The sequence below is a fragment of the Stappia sp. ES.058 genome (assembly GCF_900105595.1).
Classification (GTDB): domain Bacteria; phylum Pseudomonadota; class Alphaproteobacteria; order Rhizobiales; family Stappiaceae; genus Stappia.
In genome coordinates this window covers 4,152,978-4,174,079 of record NZ_LT629784.1, presented here as the reverse complement: position 1 = coordinate 4,174,079, position 21,102 = coordinate 4,152,978, and the positions used below count along the sequence as shown (strand labels likewise).

Genomic DNA, 21,102 nt, shown 5'->3' with positions numbered 1-21,102 from the left:
TCTTTCTCCTTGGTAAGAAATATCAGGGTCCGGCGCACGGGGTTGGTTGCGCCTGCCACAGCCCCCCGGCCCGCGCATCTATCCTTCCGGCGCCATGGTGTCCCAGACGTCGGTCCACGGCGACTTCCGCCAGCGCTATGAAGTGCCTCGCTCGCCGCAGACCAACCCGAGCCACGCGGAAGAGGCCGGCGTCTCGGCAATCGCGGACGGCGTGCCGGAAGTGTGCCGCCGGGTGCGGGAGCAGCTCATGCTCGGGGCGAGCCAAATCAAGATCATGTCCGGCGGTGGCCTCGCCTCCACCATGATCCGGTCGACAGCATCCAGTTTTCAGAAGAAGAAACGCGTGCCGCGGTAGAGGCAGACCTACGTCTGCGCCCACGTCTACACATCGCTGGGCGTACAGCGCGCACTGAAATGCGGGGTGCGGTCCATCGAACACGGGCAGCTCGCCGACGAGGACACCGTGCGCATGATGGCGGACGCTGGGGCATGGTGGTCGATCCAGCCGTTCCTCGCCGACGAGGACGCGAACGTGTACACGAACCCGGCGCAGATCGTACAGCAGAATCTGATCGCACAAGGCACGGTCAAGGCCCTTGAGATGGCCGACAAGCACAATGTGAAACTGGCGCTTGGAACCGATATCCTGTTCAACCCCACGGCAACCGCCACACAGGGACGACAACTCGCCAAGTTCGAGCGCTGGCACGACAATGCCGAGGTGCTGAGGCTTCTGACCAGCGGCAACGCGGAGCTTCTCGGCCTGTCCGGTCCGCGCAGCCCCTATGAGAGGCCACTCGACGTCATCAAGGCCGGCGCGCTTGCCGACATTGTCGTCCTCGACGGCAATCCGCTCGAGACCATCGATCTGATCGCGGATCCCGGCACGCTCATGAAGCTCATTGTCAAGAACGGACGGATTCGCAAGAACACGCTGGAGGGCTGACCATGGCGCGGTTCGTGACAAGGACCGGAAGGGCGACGGCACGGGCTGCCGGATGCATGCCGTTTCTTGCCGTCGCGCTTGCACTGACGCAAGGACCCGAAGCGCTGGCAGATGATCTAGCATCTCCCGCCCCGTCGGGTGCGCCGCGCGACCAAGCCCTCCAGATCACACCCTATCTTTGACGCACCAGACTGTCGGGCGAGATCGCTCGGGTGCGGCGGCTTCGTCAATGTCTGGGCGCGGCACCGCCAACGAGGCGCTGAACGACAGCCTTTCGGTGTCCGCCGGCGACAAGTATCTCAAGACCGACTACAGGAAGGATGGCCATGTGTTCGACACCGAACTGGGTGGACGGCCCCCTGGCAGGCCCTATGATTTTTGGACAAATTCTTTTTGAAAATCGAAGTTCTTACAAGCCATGTTGTTGAATTTTTTCGCACGAAGGAGGGTTCATGATAGAATTTCAAAAATAATAAATTACTATATTATTGTATTGGTATTTTTATTTATACCCGGACCGGCAATCTTGCTTACGGTCTACAGAGCAAGTGAATCGGGGGCATCCGTTGGCATTGCCACGGGCTCAGGTATCGCTACAGGCGATTTCCTTCGACGAAGTCCGACTGTCTTGAAATGGCAGGGCAAAGTTGTTGGATGCGTCTATTGCGCTATTGGAGTTCGTTTGGCATTGCAGGACCGCTAGTGGAATGAATTTGACATTTAAATCCCGTTTCAGCGACCTCGTTCATCAAATGTCAAATTCGAAAATTCCACTATAAACATAAGCTTGCCAGTGGTCCCTATGGTTCCAACATTTGCTGACAAGGTCGCAGCAACGGGAATCAAATGTTGGAATCGGACCACTAGGGTGTGGACCCATGTATGAGCCGGAAGGGCCCCTCGGATGGACCAGATTTCAAATCGGCCGAGCGCAATTGCGACGCTTGTCCTCGCTCTATTCCTCACGATCGCCGGAACGCCACTCCTTGCACAGGAGATGCAGGAGAGCACGACCGGCAAGGACCTGATCGTGGGAGTGCATGAAAGCCCTCCCTTCGTGATCAAACAGGACGGCGGGTATTCCGGCATGGCGATCCGGCTTTGGGAGCTGGTCGCCGGTGAGCTCAACCTCACGTATTCCTACAAGGAATTCGACACCGTCCGCCAGATGATCGACGCAGCTGCGGCGTCGCGGATCGACGCCGCGGTGACCAACCTCACGATCACGGAGGCACGCGCCGCCCGTATCGAGTTCACGCAGCCCTGGTTCGACTCCGGACTCAGGATCATGGTCAACGAGAATGGCGGAACCAGCATCTGGAACCTGCTCGAAGGCCTCTATGATTCCGGGTTCATCGCAGCTTACGGCTGGCTTGCCCTCATCATTGTCGCCGCCTCAGTCGGCTTCACGATCTTCGACCGGCGTTTCGACAAGAACTTTCCAACACGGTGGCGGGACGGTATTGCCGAGAGCTTCTACCTCGTGATGACCATCGCCATGTCGGGTAGACCGCCGAGCCGTAAGAACCTGTTCGGCTGGATCGGACGGATTTGGCAGGGCTTGTGGCTGGTGTTCGGCATCATCGTCGTGGCGTTCGTCACGTCCTCTGTCACAAGCGTCATGACGACGCTGGCCTTCAAGGGGCAAATCCGCAGCGTTGCCGACCTGCCCGGTCTGACAGTCGGTGTCACGGAAGGCAGCACGGCGGAAGACTATGCGCAGACGGCGGGCCTGACGTTCATCGCCTACCCCAACATCTCACATTCCGCACAAGCCCTGGTCGACGGCGAAATCCAGGCGGTCATCGGCGACAAGCCCGTGCTCGAGTATCATGCGCATGTGAACCCCGACATACCGCTGAATGTGGTCGGTGCGATTTTCAACCCCGACAAATACGGTTTCGGCCTGCCGCCGGGAAGTCCGATCCGCAAGCCCATGACCGTCGAAATCATCGGCGCACGCGAGGACGGGGCCGTACGGGAGATCGCGGCAGAGTACTTCGGCCTCAACCCATGACAAGACAGGCGACGCCCGGCGCGCCGTCTTGCCGCGAACTCGATCAGCAAGGGACCACAAGCGCACAAGCGGATGTGCACCTCCCTCGTTTACCGCGATGCCGCCGACCGTGCCTACTTCGTCAGGACCCTGGAGCTGACCGAGGACCTTCCCTACCAGTTCGCCTATTGCCCGTCCGGGCAGGCCTTTTCCTCGCATCTGGAGGGCAATGCCGCGCTGGACTACACGAGCGGGCACGCGTTTCTCGCCGTGACGATGCCGGGGCGAATGCCGACGCGCGAGGCCGCGCGGGATCTCGACAACGCCCAGGGCGGCCGACAACGGCCGTCTGGAGGTCGCGGGGCTTTCGGGGCCGGAGGACGAGGCTCCGGCGACCGAATACACATGCAGGACCAACCTGTCGGATCTGGACCGCAGGCGCTTTCACCTGCACACCTACCGCAACCTGAATTACGCCAGCTTCGATCTCGGCACCCTGGCGGACACAGGCGTGCCGCTGATCCTTCCACTGGAGCATCTCGACCGCCTTTCAAACGACGCAAGCGGCGTCCTGAAGCAGGCCCGGCCCGCATGACGTCCCACCCGACCAGCCCCTCTTTGCGCACCTGAAACGGAGTACCCCCGATGAGCCGCAAGACCGACAATCCCGATGACGAGATCTACGGCGCCAGGACGCTGTCAGCCTCGCTGCCGAAATCGCATTTCCCCGACCAAGAGGAAAACCCGCGCCGTATCTACATGGCAGTGCGCGACGAACTGATGCTGGACGGAAATTCCCGCCAGAACCTGGCCACCTTCTGCCAGACCTGGGAAGAGCCGGAAATCCACGATCTGATGGATGCCTGCATCGACAAGAACATGATCGACAAGGACGAGTATCCGCAGACCGCAGAGATCGAGGCGCGCTGCGTGCGGATGCTCGCCAACCTCTGGCACGCACCGGAAGGCCCCGCAACGGGCTGCTCGACCACCGGCTCGAGCGAGGCGGCCATGCTCGGCGGACTGGCCATGAAACGGCGCTGGGAGGCGCGCCGCCGGGCGCAAGGCAAGCCGACCGACAAACCCAATCTCATCACCGGTCCCGTGCAGGTATGCTGGCACAAGTTCACCCGCTACTGGGACGTGGAGCACCGCGAGATCCCCATGGAGAACGGTCGCATGCTGATGACGCCCGAGGAGGTGTTGAAGCTGTGCGACGAGAACACCATCGGCGTGGTCCCGACGCTCGGCGTAACCTTCACTGGCGAGTTCGAGCCGGTGAAGGCGGTCAGCGACGCGCTCGACACCCTGGAGCGCGAGACCGGCCTCAACATTCCCATCCACGTGGACGGCGCCAGCGGTGGATTTCTCGCCCCCTTCTGTGCGCCCGAACTTGAATGGGACTTTCGCCTGCCGCGCGTGCGCTCCATCAACGCCTCGGGGCACAAGTTCGGCCTCGCGCCGCTTGGCGTCGGCTGGGTCATGTGGCGCGAGGAGGCCGACCTGCCCGACGAAATGGTTTTCTGGGTGAACTATCTCGGCGGCGACATGAAGGACATTGCCCTCAATTTCTCCCGCCCGGGCGGGCAGATCGTCTGCCAGTACTACAACTTCCTGCGCCTCGGCCGGGAGGGATACGCCAAGATCCACGGTGCCTGCTACGACAGCGCCGCCTATCTTGCGCGCGAACTCGACGCCATGGGGCCCTTCGAGATCGTCTTCGACGGTGACCGCGCCAGGGGCATTCCGGCCGTGTCATGGAAGCTGAAGGACGGGGCGGAAACCGGGTTCACCCTGTTCGACCTCGCCGACCGGCTGCGCGTGCGCGGCTGGCAGGTGCCCGCCTATACGCTACCGGCGCACTGCGAGGACCAGGCGGTCCAGCGCATTCTCGTGCGCAACGGCGTCAGCCGGGACCTTTGCGCGATGCTGCTGGAGGATCTCCGCTCCGCGCTGACCCATCTCGATGCCCATCCGCACAAGACCCCGCTCGGCGAGGAGGACGCCTCCGGCTTCCACCACTGACAGGACGGCCCACGACGAGACGGGAACCGGCGGGCGGGCAATGCCCGCCTCCGGCACGAACGAACGCGGACGCGAGAATGGACACCAGAGGCCCGAGGCCCTTCATCACCATGCGCTGCATCCTGCGCGACGGGCGCAGGATCGTGCTGCGGGCGCGCCAGCATCGCAAGGGCCTGCAACGCCCCGCGCACCAGCAGGGCATCCCTTTCTGGCACCGGCCCGCCTACAACTGGTGGAACGGGTTTCTGTTCGCGGTGGGATCGCTGCACTTCATTGTCGCAAGCCTGCTGTCCGTCGTGGACAGCCCCCTCACGATCCGGGAGATCGCCGTCATCTTCTTCGCCGGCTCGATCTTCTTCACCAGCGCCGGCTTCATGCAGAACCTGCAGGCGGCCAATGCCGGTGAGATGAATGGCGGCCCACCCGAAAGTCGGACGCGGCTTCTTTTCCTCGGCTGGAAACCGTCCAACGTCGGCTGGCTCAGCACCATCACCCAGTTCGCCGGAACCGTGATGTTCAACTTCAATACGTTCGATGCAATCGATCCGCCGGCACACTGGTATCTCGCCGATCTTACGATCTGGCTGCCGGGCCTCGTCGGCTCGGTGCTTTTCCTCGTGTCCGGCTATCTGGCCTTCATGGAGGCCGGCCACGGATGGTGGTCCTGGAAGCCGGCCGACCTCGACTGGCGGATCGTGACGGCGAACCTGCTCGGCTGCATCTTCTTCATGGGCGCCGGCATTCTGGCCTACATACCGCGCGGACCGGAGCCCGCCTGGATCGCCGCTTCCGCCAATGTGCTGCTGTGCCTCGGCGCGGCGGGATTCCTCGCGGGTGCGCTCCTGATGATGAAGGAAAGCCGCCTGGACGCGACGCTCATCCCGTGAAGGCAGGCATTGGAAGAGGCCCAAGGCGTGACCTGGGCCCAACAGCAAAAAAGGCCCGCGGGCGCTTCACCGCCCACGAGCCTTCGGCAGGCCGATCGGAGGGGAGGATCAGCTTGCACGTGCCTCGGCGAAGGAGATCAGTTCGCCAAGCAGGCGCTCCTCCTCGGCCGTGGGATCGGTCAGCGGAGAGCGAACGCCACCGGCCTCGAAGCCCTTGAGGCGCACGCCGGCCTTGATCAGCGACACGGCGTAGCCCGGAGCACGCTCGCGCAGCTTCATGAAGGGGAAGAAGAAACCCTTCAGGAGCGTTTCGCAAGTGGCGGTGTCACCCGCACGCAGTGCCTTGTAGAACTCGACGGCCATGCCGGGAACGAAGTTGAAGACGGCGGAGGAATAAGTCGTAAAGCCAGCGGCAAGATAGGCCTCGGCAAAGAGCTCGGCCGTCGGCATTCCGCCGAGATAGGTAAGGCGGTCGCCGATGGTCGCGGTCACCTCGCGTACCAGCCCCATCTCTCCGCTGCCGTCCTTGAAGCCGATCAGGTTCGGACAGGCCTCGCACAGGCGTGCGACGGTGTCCGCCTTGTAGACCGCGTTGTCGCGGTTGTAGATCATGACACCGATCGAAACGGCGTCGCAGACGGCCTTGGCATGCGCGTAAAGCCCCTCCTGGGAGGCGTCGACCAGATACTGCGGCAGCAGCAGCAGGCCGTCGGCGCCAGCGGCCTCGGCGTCCTTCGCGATCGAAACGGCAAGAGCGGTGCCATAGCCACAACCGGCAACGATCGGCGTCTTGCCGGCGGCCTCCTTTGCAGCGCGAACCACGGCCGGGATCTCGCTCGGCGCGAGCGAGAAGAACTCACCCGTCCCGCCTGCCGCGAAAAGGCCGGCCGCGTCGAAACCGGACAGCCATTCCACATGCCTGCGGTAGCTCTCGGCGTTGAACCCGCCGTCGGCCCCGAAATGCGTGACAGGGAAGGAGAGGAGGCTCGACGCGAGCCTTTCCTTGAGTTCGATCGGGTCCATGGGTGCGCTCCTCATTGAATTGTTTGTTCAATCAGGTTCTACTCGCCATCACATGAAAGTCAACAGTTGTATGATGTCTTATTTTATGTTGAGTTTGCCCGCACCGCGATCCAACCGAACCCTAGGGAGCGCCTTAATGACGTATCGTCCGCATGGCCAGCATCTTGTCGCAGGTCGCCGAACCGGCAGCCACCAGCGTTTCGAAAGCAGGACTGTCACCGGCCCCGCCCATTCCTTCTGCAACGGTGGAGCGGAGGAGATCGACAGCGCGGTGCGCGCCGCGGAAGCAGCTTTCTCCGCCTACGGCCAATCCACCCGCGCACAGCGCGCCTCCTTCCTGGAGGCCATTGCCGAGGCGATTGAGGCGCGCGCCGAAGATCTGACAACAACGGTCATGAGTGAAACCGGCCTTCCGCAGGCACGGGTGGAGGGCGAGCGCGGTCGCACCACCGGCCAGCTTCGCATGTTCGCGGCCCATATCAGGGATGGCGCCTATCTCGACTTTCGCCGCGACGAGGCCCTGACGGAGCGAACACCGCCGCGCCCCGAATTGCGGCTTTGCATGCGCCCGCTCGGCCCTGTAGGCGTCTTCGGAGCCTCGAATTTTCCGCTCGCCTTCTCCACGGCCGGCGGCGATACCGCCTCGGCCCTGGCCGCCGGGTGTCCGGTCGTCGTGAAAGGGCACCCGGCCCATCCCGCAACTGGGGAACTCGTGGCCGAGGCCATCAACGAGGCGCGCGTCGCCTGCGGCCTGCCGGATGGTGTCTTCAGCTTCATCCAAAGCGCGGATCGCGCTGCCGGTGAAGCGCTCGTCACCCACCCGCTGGTGCAGGCCATTGGCTTCACCGGCAGCCTGCGCGGCGGACGGGCGCTGTTCGACCTTTGCGCCTCCCGCGAAGAACCCATTCCCTTCTTTGGCGAGCTCGGATCGGTCAATCCGGTCTTCGTGCTGGAAGCGGCGCAGCGCGCACGTGGCGCCGCCATCGCGCGGGACTGGGCGGCATCGCTCGTGATGGGTGTCGGGCAGTTCTGCACCAACCCCGGCGTCGTGGTGCTTCAGGAGGGCGAGGCCGCCGAGGCGTTCATCGCCGAAGCCGCCGCAGCGCTGTCGCAGGTTGCGCCACAGACCATGCTAACCGCGGACATCGCCACATCTTTCAAAACGGGCGTGGACGCTCTCTCGGCGGCCGGCGGCACGGTTGTGTGTCGCGCCGCGACGCCGGAGGACCGGCAGGCAGCACCGGCCCTGCTCAGGACGCAGGCCGACCGGTTTCTCGCCGAGCCGCATCTCGCCGAAGAGGTGTTCGGCCCGCTCGGACTGGTCGTCACGGTGTCGTCCCGTGAAGAGATGAAAACCGTCGCGGAAGGACTGCGCGGACAGCTCACCTGCACGCTGCAGCTCGACCAGGGCGATCATGACCAGGCGCAAGATCTGGTCCCGGTGCTGGAACGCAAGGCTGGACGCCTGCTCGTCAACGGCTATCCGACAGGCGTGGAAGTCTGCGACGCGATGGTCCATGGCGGCCCTTACCCCGCCTCCACGAACTTCGGTGCGACGAGCGTCGGTTCACTGGCCATAAGGCGTTTCCTGCGGCCCGTCTGCTATCAGAACATGCCTGAGGACCTGCTTCCGCAGGACGCGCGGACGGCGAGTTGATTCGGGAAGGAATCGGACATCATACTTCTTGACATTCCTACCTAGTATGTTGTCATACAACTGACATAGCCGCCGATCCCGAACGGGATCGGCGATGACTTAGGCAAGCGGGAGATCCGGCGAACATGACGAAGGACGGCAAGCAGATCAGGGTGGGGGCCGACATCGGCGGAACCTTCACCGACGTTGCCATGGAAGTTGGCGAGACCATGCACTCCGCAAAGGTACTCACCAACTACACGGCACCCGAACAGGGTATCGTGGACGGTGTCCGGCTCGTCGCCGAACGCGCCGGTGTGGCGCTCTCCGAGATCGACACGCTCATTCACGGCACCACGCTTGCCACAAACGCACTGATCGAGCGTCGCGGTGCCCGGACAGCCCTCATCACGACGAAGGGATTCCGTGACGTCATTGAGATGCGGACCGAGAACCGGTTCGAGCAGTACGACCTCGACATCGTGCTCCCGGCCCCGCTGGTTCCGCGCGACGAGCGTTTCGTACTCGACGAGCGCGTCGACGCCCATGGCGAGGTCCTCAAGGAAATCGACGAAAAAGAGCTCGACGCCCTGGTCGACAGGATCATCGCGGCCGGCTTCGAGAGCATCGCGATCGGCCTGATCCACTCCTACGTCAACGGTGCGCACGAGCGGCGTGTCCGCGACGCGCTTCTGGCCCGCAAGCCCGACCTTTTCGTCTCCATTTCCTGTGAAGTCTCGCCGCAGATGCGCGAGTTCCAGCGGTTCAACACCGTCTGTGCCAATGCTTATGTAAAGCCGCTCATGGCGTCCTACCTGCGCCGCCTCACGAACAGCCTCAAGGCGGCCGGAACCACGTGCCCGGTCTTCATGATCCACTCGGGCGGCGGCATCATCAGCGTCGAGAGCGCCATTGAGTTTCCGGTTCGCCTACTCGAGTCCGGCCCGGCCGGCGGTGCGATCTTCGCCGCCCATATCGCCAAGCAGCACGGGATCGAGCGTGTGCTCTCCTACGACATGGGCGGCACCACGGCGAAGATCTGCCTGATCGACAACCAGGTGCCCAAGACCGCCAAGACCTTCGAGGTGGCGCGCACCTACCGCTTCAAGAAGGGAAGCGGGATGCCGATCTCAATCCCGGTTATCGAGATGGTCGAGATCGGCGCGGGCGGCGGCTCCATCGCCACCGTGGACGCCATGCGCCAGATCCGCGTCGGCCCGCACAGCGCCGGCTCCGAACCCGGCCCCGCCTGTTACGGGCGCGGCGGCGGCAACCCGACGGTCACCGACGCCGACCTGCTGCTTGGAAAGCTGGCGGCGGACGGGTTTGCCGGCGGCTCCATGACCCTCGACGTCGATGCCGCGACGGGCGCGATCGAGAACGACCTCGCGCGCCCCCTCGACCTCGACGGCGCCACCGCCGCCTTCGGGCTCTGCGAAGTGGTCGACGAGAACATGAGCAACGCCGCGCGCATGCATGCGGTCGAGAACGGCATGGAACTCGCCGACTACACGATGATCGCCTTCGGCGGCGCAGCACCACTGCATGCCGGCCGGCTTTGCGAAAAACTCGGGATCGACGAGTTGCTCGTGCCCCCCGGAGCCGGCGTCGGTTCGGCCATCGGCTTCCTGCGGGCACCCTTCGGGTTTGAATCCGTGCGCAGCGCCTTCCTGCGCCTGAGCGCCTTCGACGCCAGCAAGGTAAATTCGGTCCTGAAGGAACTTGCCGACGAGGCGACTTCCTTCGTGCGCTCGGGCGCCCCCGACGCGGTTCCCACCCTCGAGTGCGCCGCCTACATGCGCTATTCCGGCCAGGGCTGGGAAGTTCCCGTCACCGTGGAGGTCCGCGATTACGCCGGGAGCGAGGTCGACGTCTTCCGCAAGGGGTTCGAGGACGTCTACGAACAGCTCTTCGGTCGCCTGATCGACAAGCTGGACATCGAGATCGTGAGTTGGTCCCTGCGGGCAAGCTCCGAGGCCTATCCGGCGCCGCGCGTCGAACGGGTCGAGGCCGCGCGCAGGCTTGAGCCTACCGTCACGCGGAAGATGTTCGAGGCAAAGGCCGCCGGCTTCGTCACCTCGAACGTGGTCGCTCGGGCCGAACTGAAGGTCGGCGACTGCGTCCCCGGCCCGGCCGTCATCACCGAAAACGAAACCACGACGATCATCACCGATGGACAGGAAGCGATCTTCCAGGCGGACGGATGTCTGCTCGTCCGATCGAAAGCGTGAAGGGAACAAGAGCCATGACCGCGAATTCGCTCTCCGACGTCCGCATGCAGGTCATGTGGAACCGCCTCATCTCGGTCGTCGAGGAACAGGCCGTCACCCTCATCCGGACGGCCTTCAGCACCAGTGTCCGTGAATCGGGCGACCTTTCCGCCGGTGTCTTCAACCGGGGCGGCAAGATGATCGCCCAGGCGGTTACCGGCACCCCCGGCCACGTGAACGCGATGGCCGAGGCGGTCGGCCATTTCATCAATGATATCGGCCGCGAGAACATCTTCGAAGGCGACGTCTACATCACCAACGACCCATGGAAGGGCACAGGCCACCTTCTCGACATCACGATGGTGACCCCTTCGTTCCGCGGCGGCGCGCTCGTCGGTTTCTTCGCCTGCACCGCCCATGTGGTGGACGTGGGCGGCCGGGGCTTCGGGCCTGACGCCAACGAGGTCTACGAGGAAGGGATCTTCATCCCGATCATGAAGTTCGTGGAACGCGGCAACGTCAACCGCGACCTGGTCAACATCCTGCGCAACAACGTGCGCGAGGCGGACCAGGTCGTCGGCGACATCTTCTCCCTCGCCGCGTGCAACGAAACCGGCCATCGCCGCCTCATGGATATGATGGACGAGTTCGGCCTGAGCGATCTGGAAGCGCTCGGCGAGTTCGTGTTCGACCGCAGCTACAAGGCGACGCTGGAGCGGATCGCGGCTCTTCCCAAGGGCTCCTACGACAACGTCATGCGTGTCGACGGCTATGGCAGCCCGGTCGACATCGCTGTGCGCATCGATGTCCGCGACGACCACATCCTCGCCGACTTCGACGGCACGTCCGGCCCCAGCCCGCTGGGGATCAACGTCCCGATGATCTACTCCAAGGCCTATGCCTGCTACGGACTCAAGTGCGCGCTGGCCCCCGACATCCCCAACAACCACGGCTCGCTTGCTCCGTTCCACTTCGAGGCGCCGGAGGGCTGCATCCTCAATGCCCTGCGCCCGGCCCCGGTGGCGGTGCGCCATGTGCTCGGCCACTTCATCCCCGACGCGGTGCTCGGCGCGGTGCACAAGATGCTGCCAGGTCGCGTGCCGGCGGAAGGCTCCGGCGCGCTGTGGAACCTGCACGTGAGTGCGAGGCCGCTGCAGGGCGACAAGGCGCCGGCCGACGGCGGCCGACGCGCCGAGGTGCTGCTGTTCAACAGCGGCGGCGCGGGCGCGCGCGCCACGCTCGATGGCCTTAGCGCGACCGCGTTTCCCAGCGGCGTGCACTCCATGTCGATCGAGGCGACGGAACACGTCGGCCCGGTCATCTTCTGGCGCAAGGAACTGCGCGATGGCTCCGGCGGCGCGGGCCAGTATCGCGGCGGCCTGGGACAGGTTGTCGAAATCAGCGCGGCCGAGGGACACGAGTTCCATTTCAACGCCATGTTCGACCGTATCGACCATCCCGCGCGCGGCCGAGACGGTGGTCATGACGGTGAACCTGGCTCCGTGACACTGGACGACGGAACCCGGCTGGCCTCAAAGGGCCGCCAGCATGTTCCGGCGGAGCGCCGTCTTGTCCTGAGCCTGCCGGGCGGGGGCGGCTTCGGTTCTCCCGAAAAGCGCGACCCTGACGCGGACGCGCGCGACGTCGCCTTCGAATACGTGGCGCGCAAATGACCCGGACGACACAGACAGGCTCTCGGAAGGTCACGCCATGAACTATGAAGCCGAACGCGCAAGGCGCATCAAGCTCTCCCCGGCAATGGCCGTTTCGATTCGCGCGCGCGAACTGCGGGCCGGAGGCGCCGATATCATCGACCTCAGTGTCGGCGAGCCGGATTTCGACACACCGGCGCATGTCCTGGATGCTGCGGCAGCGGCGATGCGGGCAGGCCAGACCCACTACACCGCCGCCGACGGAACGCCGGAGCTCAAAGACGCGATCATCGGGAAATTCGCGCGAGAGAACGGCCTGACATTCACCCGTCAGGAAATCTCGGCCGGAAACGGCGCCAAGCAGGTCATCTTCAATGCCTTGATGGCAACGCTCGCACCCGGTGACGAGATTCTGGTTCCCGCTCCCTACTGGGTATCCTACACGGACATGGCGCTTCTCCTGGGCGCCATGCCCAGCGTGGTGGAATGCCCGATCGAGGACGGCTTCAAGCTGACGCCCGAGAAACTCGAGATCTCACTCACCCCGGCAACCCGCTGGCTGTTCCTCAATTCACCCGGCAACCCGTCTGGCGCGGCCTATACCCGGGCCGAACTGGAAGCTCTGGGCGAGGTGCTGGTCAGATATCCCAGGGTCCTGATCCTCTCCGACGAGATCTACGAGCACATCCGGCATGATGGCGCGGAGGCTCCCTCGTTCCTCACGGCATGCCCGCATCTGCGCGAACGCACCGTGATCGTCAACGGGGTGTCCAAGGCGTATGCGATGACCGGCTGGCGGATCGGTTACGCGGCCGGGCCGGCAGACCTCATCAAGGTCATGGCCAAGATCCAGTCGCAGAGCACGTCCAACCCCTGCTCGATCTCGCAGGCGGCCGCCATCGCCGCGCTGACCGGCCCGCAGGACTTCATCACAACCGCTGGCGCCGAGTACACCGCACGCCGAGACCTGGTGATCGAGGCTCTTTCGGGGATCGAGGGGCTGCGACTGCGCAAGCCCGAGGGCGCATTCTACGCATTCGCCGAGTGCAAGGGGCTCATCGACAAGCACACCCCCACGGGCAGGGCCCTGTCGAACGACGCGGAAGTGGCCGAGTACCTGCTGGAAGCAGCGGGCGTCGCGACCGTTCCCGGGGCCGCCTTCGGGCTGTCTCCCTGCTTCCGCCTGTCCTTCGCGGCAGCCCGGCCACTGCTCGCCTCGGCCTGCAGCCGCATCGCGGACGCGGTCGCCGCACTGGAGGTCGGTCGATGACCCCTTACGACAGACTGCGGGAGCTGGGTCTCGAGCTCCCGCCCGTCCGCAAGGCGGCGGGGGCTTATGTTCCCGGGCTCCTTGCCGGAAACCTTCTCTTCCTGTCCGGGCGCGGCGGTGCCCATGCGGACAGTACCGTCGCCTCGGGGCGCGTGGGCGAAACGACCACGACCGAGGAGGCGCATGTCCACGCTCGCTCCGCCGGCTTGCAGCTTCTTGCCGCCGCCCACGCGGAGCTCGGCGATCTCGGTCGCGTGCAGGCCGTGGTGAAACTGCTCGGTATGGTGAACGCGGTGCCCGGCTACCGCGAGCATCCCAAGGTGATCGACGGCTGTTCGGAGCTGTTCCTGCACGTGCTTGGAGAGGCCGGCCGGCACGCGCGCAGCGCTGTCGGCGTCGGCTCCCTTCCCCACGACATGACGGTCGAGGTCGAGGCGATCCTGCTCGTCGATACCTGAGCAAAGGCCCGCGAACAGCCTACAATCGCTGGTATGACCATGTGGTCTGTTATATGATGCCCAACATGTGGTCAGAGACGCCAGAAGGAACAAGAATGCTCGGGAGACGGGAAAGCCTTTCATCGCAGCTCAAGAAGCAGCTTCTGCAGAAGATCGACGACAAGGTTTATCTTCCGGGCCAGCGCATTCCCTCCGAAAGCGACCTGTGCGCGGAGTTCGGCGTAAGCCGGACCGTGGTTCGCGAGGCGGTGGCCTCCCTTCGGGCGGATGGCGTACTGAAGTCGCGGCAGGGCATCGGCGTCTTCGTCGACGACGCGCCGCGCCTGCTCCCATTCGAGATTTCACCCATTCCCGACGACGCCGTGCAGGACATCCTGCAGATCCTGGAGCTGCGCCTGAGCGTGGAACTCGAGGCGTCCGCGATGGCCGCGGAACGCCGCAGCGACGCGCAGCTCGGTCAAATCAGGGAGGCGCTGGAGCGGATCCGGGCGGAGGGCAGCGGACAGAGCGGGCCGATGGATTTCGACTTCCACCTCTCCATCGCCCGTGCGACAAACAATCCCTATTTCGAGAAATTCCTGACTTTCCTGGGACCGCAGATCATTCCCCGCCTGCGCATCAACGCGATCGGCTCCAAGGCCCACTCTGGCGCCTACAATGAGAAGCTGCAGGAGGAACACGGGGCCATTCTCGAAGCCATTGAGAAACAGGATCCGAGCGCCGCCCGCGACGCCATGCGCAGGCATCTTTCCGGCAGCCTCATGCGCTACCGTCAGTCGGCGGCCTGATCTCCGGGCTCGGCCCCCGCGCACCTCCAGGTGAGGCGCGTCAGCGGCACATGACTGTCTCGCCGGCATGTTTGGCGAGGCAATTATTTATTATTTCAATTACTTAAGTTCTCTTTTCTTTTTCTTCAGCACTCCCGGCGGCGCAGGCGCGTTCTCCGGCCACCCTCGATAAAAAATGCAAGTTTTCGAGAAACCGGGCTTTACGGCTTTGACACATATGACAACATATGACAGTCTACAGACGTAAAGTGAGAGGCAAGCCAATTGCCCGTGCGCTGAGCACGACCTGCTCCAAGGCGCCAGTCACCCCAACAGATGGAGAACGAGAATGTCCCTGAAGTCTCTACTTCGCGTGTGCGCCCTGGCGACGGCCACGGTCGCGTCTGCCGGCTCGGCGTTCGCCGCCACCGAGTGGACGATGGCCTCAGGCTATCCGGAGAGCAGCTTCTTCACCCAGAACATCCGCAAGTTCATCGAGGCCGTGGAAGAGCGGACCAATGGCGAGCTCAAGATCGACCTGCGGTCCAACGACAGCCTCATCAAGCTCGACAACATCAAGCGGGCGGTGCAGTCCGGGCAGATACCGATCGGCGAGATCCGCATGGGCGTCTACGGCAACGAACAGGAGATGTTCAACCTCGACAACATCCCGGGCGTGGTGCCAACCTTCGAGAAGTCCTGGAAGCTGATGGAGGCCCAGAAGCCCTTCTATGACAAGTGGTTCGGCCGGCACGGCATGCAGGTGCTCACCTATGTGGCGTGGCCCGGCCAGGGCTTCTTCACCAAGGAGCCGATCACCTCGCTCGACGACATCAAGGACGTGCGCCTGCGCATCTACTCCCAGCAAACCCAGATCATGGGCAAGGAGCTTGGCGCGATTGCGATCATCCTACCGTTCGCGGAGGTGCCGCAGGCCTTCGCCACGGGCATGATCGACGCCCTGTGGACCAGCGCGCAGTCCGGCACCGACGTGCAGGTCTGGGACTATCTCGACGTCTTCACGTACACCGGCACGATGCACAACAAGAACGCCATCATCGTCAACCAGCGCGCCCTGCGCGCGCTTCCCGACGACGTTCGCCAGATCGTGATCGAGGAAGGCGAGAAGGCAACGGCCCGTGGCTGGGAGATGGCCAAAGCAGCCAGCGACGAGCGCGAGCAGGTGCTCAAGGATCACGGCATGACCATCAATCAGGCACCCCAGGACATCCTCGATCGGATTGACGAGATCGGCAAGGAGATGGTCGCGGACTGGGTGACCCGGGCCAGCGACGAGGAAAAGGCCGTCTACGAAGACTACCAAGCGTCGCTGAAGTAAGCCGCAACCACCAAACCCGGAGGAACCGACCATGATCCGACGCGTGTTGGACGGTCTTTATTCGGCAGCCGGCTATGTCGCTGCCCTGTTCCTGGTCGGCATCGGCGTCACGATCATCATTCAGGTCGTCGCCCGGTGGATGTCGGTCACGGTCGATTCCACGGAGGCGGCCGGGCTTTGCCTGGCCGCCTCCACCTTTTTCGGCCTGGCCCACACGTTCCGAAAGGGCAGCCACGTCCGGATCACCCTGCTGGTCCGCCTGCTCCCCAGGGGACCGAAACGGATCTTCGAGATCCTGAACTGCCTGATTGGCGGCACGACGGTCTCCTTTCTGGCATGGCATGTCATCGCGCTGACGCTGCAGTCCTACGAGTACCACGACGTCAGCCCGGGCCTGCTTGCCATGCCTTTCTGGATTCCACAGTTGGGCGTATCGATCGGCGTGACACTCTTCGCCGTCGCCATCCTCGACGACCTCGTCACGGTCCTCCTTGGCCGCGTACCCAGCTACGCAGCCGACGAGCATCCCGAAGACACCCACGCGGACTGAGGACGCACCATGGACATGACATTTATTTCCGCGATCGTCCTGACCGTCCTGATCTTCGGGTTTCTCGCCACCGGCGTGTGGGTTTCCGTCACACTGCTCGCCGTCGGCATGCTGATGATGGGCATCTTCACCTCGGCACCGACCGGGTCGCTGATTGCATCAACGCTATGGGACAACAGCTGGGGCTGGGCGCTGACATCGCTGCCGCTGTTCGTATGGATGGGGGAAATCCTGTTCCGCTCGAACCTGTCGTCGGACATGTTCCGCGGCCTGTCCCCCCTGGTCGGGCGCCTGCCCGGCGGCCTGCTGCATGTCAACATCCTGGGATGTGGCGTGCTGGCGGCCATCACCGGGTCCTCGGCCGTCACTTGCGCCACCATCGGCAGGATGACGGTGCCGGAACTCGGCAAGCGCGACTATCCAGTCAAGATGACGATAGGAACGCTTGCCGGCTCGGGCACGCTTGGGCTGCTGATCCCGCCGTCGATCATCATGATCGTCTACGGCGTGACGGCCGAGCAATCCATCGGACGGCTGTTCATCGCCGGTGTCGTGCCGGGCCTGCTTCTGGTCACCCTGTTCATGGGCTACACAGCGCTCTGGAGCCTGCTCAACAAGAGCTCCATGCCGACCCCCGAGGGCCGGATCTCCTGGCGAGAGCGCATCGCTGCCTTCCGCAGTCTCGGCCCGACCGTCGCCCTGATCGCGCTGGTCATCGGCTCGATCTACGGCGGCTACGCCACCCCGACGGAAGCGGCCGTCGTCGGCGTGCTCGGCGCGCTCGGGCTCTCAGCGATGAGCAGGTCGCTGACCTTCGAGAGCTTCATGGACGGAGTTATGGCGGCGGTTCGCACCTCCTGCATGATCTCCTTCATCATCGCTTGTGCGGCGTGTCTGTCGATCGCGGTCGCCTTCGTCGACCTGCCCCGCCAGCTCGCGACCTGGGTCGACACCTTGAACCTGTCGCCTTATGCGCTGCTCGCTGTCCTGGCCGTGCTCATCCTCGTGCTCGGCTGCTTCCTGGAAGGCATCTCGATCATCGTCCTCACCTCCTCGGTGATGCTGCCGATGGTGCAGTCGGCGGGCGTCGACCTGGTGTGGTTCGGCATTTTCATCACGGTCCTCATCGAAGCGGCACAGATAACGCCTCCGGTGGGGTTCAACCTGTTCGTGATGCAAAGCGTGACAGGTGCGAACATCCTGACGGTGGCGAAGGCGACCTTCCCGTTCTTCCTGTTGCTTATGGGTATGCTCGCCCTGATCACGGTCTGGCCCGAGATCGTGCTCTGGCTGCCGCGCTTCATGAACTAGGGTGCGGGTGCGTACACGCCTCGTTTGTGGGGCCAATGGCCCCCCTCCCTAGACGCCCGCAGCAGGCACAGGACCGCAGGATGACATCAGGCGCTTCCAGAGCCGGAAGCGCCTGATATCGTTTTGGACCCGTCTGTCCGCCACGATGGCAGGCGCGGCGATAGTAGTCATCCAGATCGTCACGCCAGTCCGGATGGGCGCAATTGTTCATGATATCGACGGCACGCTCGCGCGGAGCCAGGCCGCGCAGGTCGGCAAGGCCCTGCTCCGTGACCAGAACGTCGACGTCGTGCTCGGTGTGGTCCACATGGCTGACCATCGGCACAACGGATGTAACCGCACCGTTCTTTGCCAGGGATTTCGTCACGAAAATCGACAGTCCGGCATTTCGCGCGAAATCCCCCGATCCACCAATACCGTTCATCATGTGGCTTCCCATGACATGGGTCGAGTTGACATTGCCGTAGATGTCCACCTCCAGGGCCGTGTTGATGGCGATGACACCAAGGCGACGCACGATCTCGGGATGGTTCGATATTTCTTGCGGCCGCAGAACCAGCCGGTCGCGGTAATGATCGAAGCGCGCCATGACATCGCGGTGCCGCCGCGCGCTCAGCGTGATGGACGAGGCCGAGGCGATATCCAGCTTGCCCGCATCCATCAGGTCGAAAGCCGAGTCCTGAAGCACCTCCGAGTACATCGTCATTCCCTCGAAAGGGGCGTCCGCAAACCCGTTCAACACGGCATTGGCAATGGTCCCTATCCCGGCCCGCAACGGCCGGAGCGAGGGCGAAAGAGCCCCCCGCCTCACCTCCCTGGCAAGGAAGTCGGTGATATGGCGCGCGATGGCCGCGGTCTCCGGATCGGGCGCCGAGAGCGCGGCGAAACTGTCCTGCATATCCGACAGGACAATCGCCGCAATGCGGGCCTTCGGGACGAAGATGGCCCCGCCCCCGATGCGGTCCGCCGGCGCCGAAAGCCCAATCGGCTGGCGACCAGGGCGATCGGGGCGAGCGGCCGGCACGAAAATGTCGTGCACCCCTTCTAGGGCCTGTGGGGATTCACAAATCAGCGCGAATATGATTCACACTTTGGATGGATCGTTTTGTACTGACAGACGCCCAATGGGCGAAGATAGAACCGCATTGTCTGGGCAAACCTATGGACCCCGGTCGCAGCGGAAGAAACAACCGGCTGTTCATTGAAGCCGTGCTTTGGATTGTGCGCACGGGCAGCCCCTGGCGTGACCTGCCCGCTGCGTTTGGCAACTGGAGCACGGCCTTCCGACGGTTTCGCGACTGGCGTGAAGCCGACGTTTTCAAACGCATATTCGATGCCCTCTCTGACGAACCGGATATGGAATACGCCATGGTGGATGCCACCATCGTCAAGGTCTACCGTCACGGTCAGGGTGCAAAAGGGGGACTCAGAGCCAGGCCATCGGCCGCTCAAAAGGCGGGATGACAACCAAAATCCTGGCACTGACCGATGCTTTAGGCAATCTGGTCCGGTTCGAATTGCTGCCGGGCCATCGCTTCGATACGGTCGGCGTCGCGCCGCTCATCAATGGCATCGAATTCGGTGCGCTACTCGCCGACAAGGCTTTCGACAGCAACAAGATTGTTGCCGATCTCAACGAGCGCGGTGCGAAAATCGTTATCTCGCAACATCCGCGCCGGTCAGCACCCCTCCAAATCGACACTGAGATTTACAAATGGAGACACTTGATCGAGAATTTCTTCTGCAAACTCAAAGAATTCAAGAGAATCGCCATGAGGGCGTGCAAAACAGACCAGAGCTTTGAGGCGATGATCTATCTCGCCGCGGCTGTGATCAATTCTCGATGAATCCCCACAGGCCCTAGGCCGCGCCTTCGACAGCAAAGCCCGTGCCAGATGTGTTGATGATCGCGCCGGGGCGCGGGTGCAATTGTCCTGAGATCCTGCCTTGACCATCGTGTTCACGCAAAAATGTGAGCTTTGAGCCCTACCGGACATTCTCAAGGGTTCTATACTGAATGCGACTTGCGGTGCTTTCAGAAGCTAGCCGCGCTTGAACTGGATTGTTTTACCGATGCCTAGTGCGAATCTTGACCTCAGCGACATCCATAGAGGCGATTGGGTGGACCGCTTGTTGCCGCAGACGCTACGTCCTTACACCCGCCTCGCGCGATTGGACCGTCCGGTCGGTATCTGGCTTACTCTTTTCCCCTGTTGGGCAGCCTTGTTTCAGGCGGCTCATGGCTTGCCTAGTCTGCGCGATCTGCTGGTGTTCACACTTGGCGCGTTTCTGATGCGCAGCGCCGGTTGCATCGTCAATGACATAGCCGACCGTAACTTCGATGGCCATGTCGAGCGCACGAGGTTCCGCCCGCTGGCGAATGGCGAAATCAGTGTGATCCGTGCCATGATCTTGCTGGCCGCGCATCTTGCACTTGCCGCATCGCTGCTGATCTTCCTCACGCCTTTTGCCCGCTTTCTGGCAGTCGGTGTCCTGCCGCTGGTCGTACTCTACCCGTTCTGCAAACGCTTCACCCACTGGCCGCAGGCAGTCCTGGGGGCCGCCTTCAATTGGGGAATGCTGGTTGCTTGGGCGCAGATCGTCGGATTCGTGCCACTGGGTGCGGTACTTATGTGGGCTGGGGCCATCGCCTGGCAGATCGGCTATGACACCACTTATGGCTATGTCGATGTGAAAGATGACAAGCGCCTTGGCCTCAAGTCAACGGCGATCCTATTCGGCGCGTATGGCAAGGCGCTGATCAGCCTGTTTTACGCGCTGACAGTGCTGGCTTGGTCTATTGGCGGCTGGATGCTGGGCATGTCGGGCTTTTACGCTATCGGTATGCTGTTGATTGCGGTGCATCTTGGCTGGCAAGCTTGGCGATTCGCCCTCGACCTGCCAGAGGCCAATTTCCGTCTGTTCCTTGCTAACATTCTGACCGGAGCGCTTCTGGCTATTGCCGCCCTGGCGGGCGCTCTTTGAGTGCTATTCCTACGGCAGCTTTCTCCGCACAGCCGGTATTACAGACA

Annotated in this window: 17 protein-coding genes and 2 pseudogenes; 17 read left to right on the top strand and 2 right to left on the bottom strand. The window is 63.2% G+C overall.

The window, feature by feature from the left end; genetic code table 11:
- The first annotated feature begins 46 nt into the window (after positions 1-46).
- The 6 genes and pseudogenes from BLU32_RS22115 (at position 47) to BLU32_RS19460 (ending at position 5,854) form a co-directional block, all read left to right on the top strand.
- Positions 47-355 carry a hypothetical protein gene (locus BLU32_RS22115; protein ID WP_197673649.1) on the top strand — a complete coding sequence of 103 codons (309 nt, stop codon included), beginning with the start codon at positions 47-49 and terminating at the stop codon, positions 353-355.
- Between the two features lie 15 nt (positions 356-370).
- Positions 371-946: pseudogene (locus tag BLU32_RS22110) on the top strand (amidohydrolase family protein); the annotation flags it as partial.
- 229 nt (positions 947-1,175) lie between these two features.
- Entirely contained in the window at positions 1,176-1,343 is a 168-nt protein-coding gene (locus BLU32_RS21935; protein ID WP_157727755.1) for a hypothetical protein, read from the top strand.
- 507 nt (positions 1,344-1,850) lie between these two features.
- Positions 1,851-2,963, top strand: a complete 1,113-nt coding sequence (locus BLU32_RS19475; RefSeq protein WP_197673647.1) for a transporter substrate-binding domain-containing protein — start codon at positions 1,851-1,853, stop codon at positions 2,961-2,963.
- A 624-nt stretch (positions 2,964-3,587) separates the two neighbouring features.
- Complete coding sequence (locus tag BLU32_RS19465; protein ID WP_093809703.1) at positions 3,588-4,967, top strand: glutamate decarboxylase; 1,380 nt, start codon at positions 3,588-3,590, stop codon at positions 4,965-4,967.
- Positions 4,968-5,044: 77 nt separating this feature from the next.
- The gene (locus tag BLU32_RS19460) at positions 5,045-5,854 is read left to right on the top strand and encodes a hypothetical protein (RefSeq protein WP_093809701.1); all 810 of its coding nucleotides are present in this window, start codon (positions 5,045-5,047) and stop codon (positions 5,852-5,854) included.
- Positions 5,855-5,962: 108 nt separating this feature from the next.
- On the opposite strand, the gene kdgD is transcribed toward BLU32_RS19460, so the two are convergent.
- Complete coding sequence (gene kdgD / locus BLU32_RS19455) at positions 5,963-6,877, bottom strand: 5-dehydro-4-deoxyglucarate dehydratase (RefSeq protein ID WP_093809699.1); 915 nt, start codon at positions 6,875-6,877, stop codon at positions 5,963-5,965.
- Positions 6,878-7,013: 136 nt separating this feature from the next.
- Between kdgD and BLU32_RS19450 the strand changes: the two genes are divergently transcribed.
- From BLU32_RS19450 to BLU32_RS19410, 9 genes are all read left to right on the top strand, one after another.
- Positions 7,014-8,534, top strand: coding sequence for an aldehyde dehydrogenase (NADP(+)) (locus BLU32_RS19450; RefSeq protein WP_093809697.1), 1,521 nt, complete (start codon positions 7,014-7,016; stop codon positions 8,532-8,534).
- Between the two features lie 125 nt (positions 8,535-8,659).
- A complete protein-coding gene (locus tag BLU32_RS19445) occupies positions 8,660-10,744 on the top strand; it encodes a hydantoinase/oxoprolinase family protein (protein WP_093809695.1) in 2,085 nt (694 codons plus the stop codon).
- Positions 10,745-10,758: 14 nt separating this feature from the next.
- On the top strand, positions 10,759-12,396 hold the full coding sequence (locus BLU32_RS19440) for a hydantoinase B/oxoprolinase family protein (protein WP_093809693.1): 1,638 nt from the start codon (positions 10,759-10,761) through the stop codon (positions 12,394-12,396).
- 37 nt (positions 12,397-12,433) lie between these two features.
- On the top strand, positions 12,434-13,645 hold the full coding sequence (locus BLU32_RS19435; protein ID WP_093809691.1) for an aminotransferase class I/II-fold pyridoxal phosphate-dependent enzyme: 1,212 nt from the start codon (positions 12,434-12,436) through the stop codon (positions 13,643-13,645).
- Positions 13,642-14,103 (top strand): RidA family protein, encoded by a 462-nt coding sequence (locus tag BLU32_RS19430; RefSeq protein WP_093809689.1) that lies wholly within the window; start codon positions 13,642-13,644, stop codon positions 14,101-14,103. The genes BLU32_RS19435 and BLU32_RS19430 overlap by 4 nt, the downstream gene beginning before the upstream one ends.
- A 95-nt stretch (positions 14,104-14,198) precedes the next feature.
- A complete protein-coding gene (locus tag BLU32_RS19425; protein ID WP_172838598.1) occupies positions 14,199-14,891 on the top strand; it encodes a FadR/GntR family transcriptional regulator in 693 nt (230 codons plus the stop codon).
- A gap of 328 nt (positions 14,892-15,219) precedes the next feature.
- Positions 15,220-16,209, top strand: coding sequence for a TRAP transporter substrate-binding protein (locus BLU32_RS19420; RefSeq protein WP_093809686.1), 990 nt, complete (start codon positions 15,220-15,222; stop codon positions 16,207-16,209).
- Between the two features lie 31 nt (positions 16,210-16,240).
- Positions 16,241-16,759 carry a TRAP transporter small permease gene (locus BLU32_RS19415; protein WP_093809684.1) on the top strand — a complete coding sequence of 173 codons (519 nt, stop codon included), beginning with the start codon at positions 16,241-16,243 and terminating at the stop codon, positions 16,757-16,759.
- A gap of 9 nt (positions 16,760-16,768) precedes the next feature.
- Positions 16,769-18,070, top strand: coding sequence for a TRAP transporter large permease (locus BLU32_RS19410; protein WP_093809682.1), 1,302 nt, complete (start codon positions 16,769-16,771; stop codon positions 18,068-18,070).
- Here the strand turns inward: BLU32_RS19410 and BLU32_RS19405 are convergent.
- Positions 18,060-19,154 (bottom strand): annotated as a pseudogene (locus tag BLU32_RS19405) (acetyl-CoA hydrolase/transferase C-terminal domain-containing protein); the annotation flags it as partial. The gene BLU32_RS19410 and the pseudogene BLU32_RS19405 sit on opposite strands and share 11 nt — an antisense overlap.
- Positions 19,155-19,165: 11 nt before the next feature.
- On the opposite strand from BLU32_RS19405, the gene BLU32_RS19400 reads away from it, so the two are divergent.
- Together BLU32_RS19400 and ubiA are read left to right on the top strand one after the other, a co-directional pair.
- Positions 19,166-19,917 (top strand): IS5 family transposase gene (locus BLU32_RS19400; protein WP_093809678.1). Its coding sequence is split into 2 segments (ribosomal slippage): positions 19,166-19,496 and positions 19,496-19,917, totalling 753 coding nucleotides; the frame shifts between segments, so codons are not numbered across the junction.
- A gap of 226 nt (positions 19,918-20,143) precedes the next feature.
- Positions 20,144-21,055 carry a 4-hydroxybenzoate octaprenyltransferase gene (gene ubiA, locus BLU32_RS19395; protein ID WP_093809676.1) on the top strand — a complete coding sequence of 304 codons (912 nt, stop codon included), beginning with the start codon at positions 20,144-20,146 and terminating at the stop codon, positions 21,053-21,055.
- The last annotated feature ends 47 nt before the right edge of the window (positions 21,056-21,102 follow it).

Coding starts and splice junctions, on each gene's coding strand:
- BLU32_RS21935 (WP_157727755.1), top strand. CDS start 1,176: ATGTCTGGGCGCGGCACCGCCAACGAGGCGCTGAACGACAGCCTTTCG.
- BLU32_RS19475 (WP_197673647.1), top strand. CDS start 1,851: ATGGACCAGATTTCAAATCGGCCGAGCGCAATTGCGACGCTTGTCCTC.
- BLU32_RS19465 (WP_093809703.1), top strand. CDS start 3,588: ATGAGCCGCAAGACCGACAATCCCGATGACGAGATCTACGGCGCCAGG.
- BLU32_RS19460 (WP_093809701.1), top strand. CDS start 5,045: ATGGACACCAGAGGCCCGAGGCCCTTCATCACCATGCGCTGCATCCTG.
- kdgD (WP_093809699.1), bottom strand. CDS start 6,877: ATGGACCCGATCGAACTCAAGGAAAGGCTCGCGTCGAGCCTCCTCTCC.
- BLU32_RS19450 (WP_093809697.1), top strand. CDS start 7,014: ATGACGTATCGTCCGCATGGCCAGCATCTTGTCGCAGGTCGCCGAACC.
- BLU32_RS19445 (WP_093809695.1), top strand. CDS start 8,660: ATGACGAAGGACGGCAAGCAGATCAGGGTGGGGGCCGACATCGGCGGA.
- BLU32_RS19440 (WP_093809693.1), top strand. CDS start 10,759: ATGACCGCGAATTCGCTCTCCGACGTCCGCATGCAGGTCATGTGGAAC.
- BLU32_RS19435 (WP_093809691.1), top strand. CDS start 12,434: ATGAACTATGAAGCCGAACGCGCAAGGCGCATCAAGCTCTCCCCGGCA.
- BLU32_RS19430 (WP_093809689.1), top strand. CDS start 13,642: ATGACCCCTTACGACAGACTGCGGGAGCTGGGTCTCGAGCTCCCGCCC.
- BLU32_RS19425 (WP_172838598.1), top strand. CDS start 14,199: ATGCTCGGGAGACGGGAAAGCCTTTCATCGCAGCTCAAGAAGCAGCTT.
- BLU32_RS19420 (WP_093809686.1), top strand. CDS start 15,220: ATGTCCCTGAAGTCTCTACTTCGCGTGTGCGCCCTGGCGACGGCCACG.
- BLU32_RS19415 (WP_093809684.1), top strand. CDS start 16,241: ATGATCCGACGCGTGTTGGACGGTCTTTATTCGGCAGCCGGCTATGTC.
- BLU32_RS19410 (WP_093809682.1), top strand. CDS start 16,769: ATGGACATGACATTTATTTCCGCGATCGTCCTGACCGTCCTGATCTTC.
- ubiA (WP_093809676.1), top strand. CDS start 20,144: ATGCCTAGTGCGAATCTTGACCTCAGCGACATCCATAGAGGCGATTGG.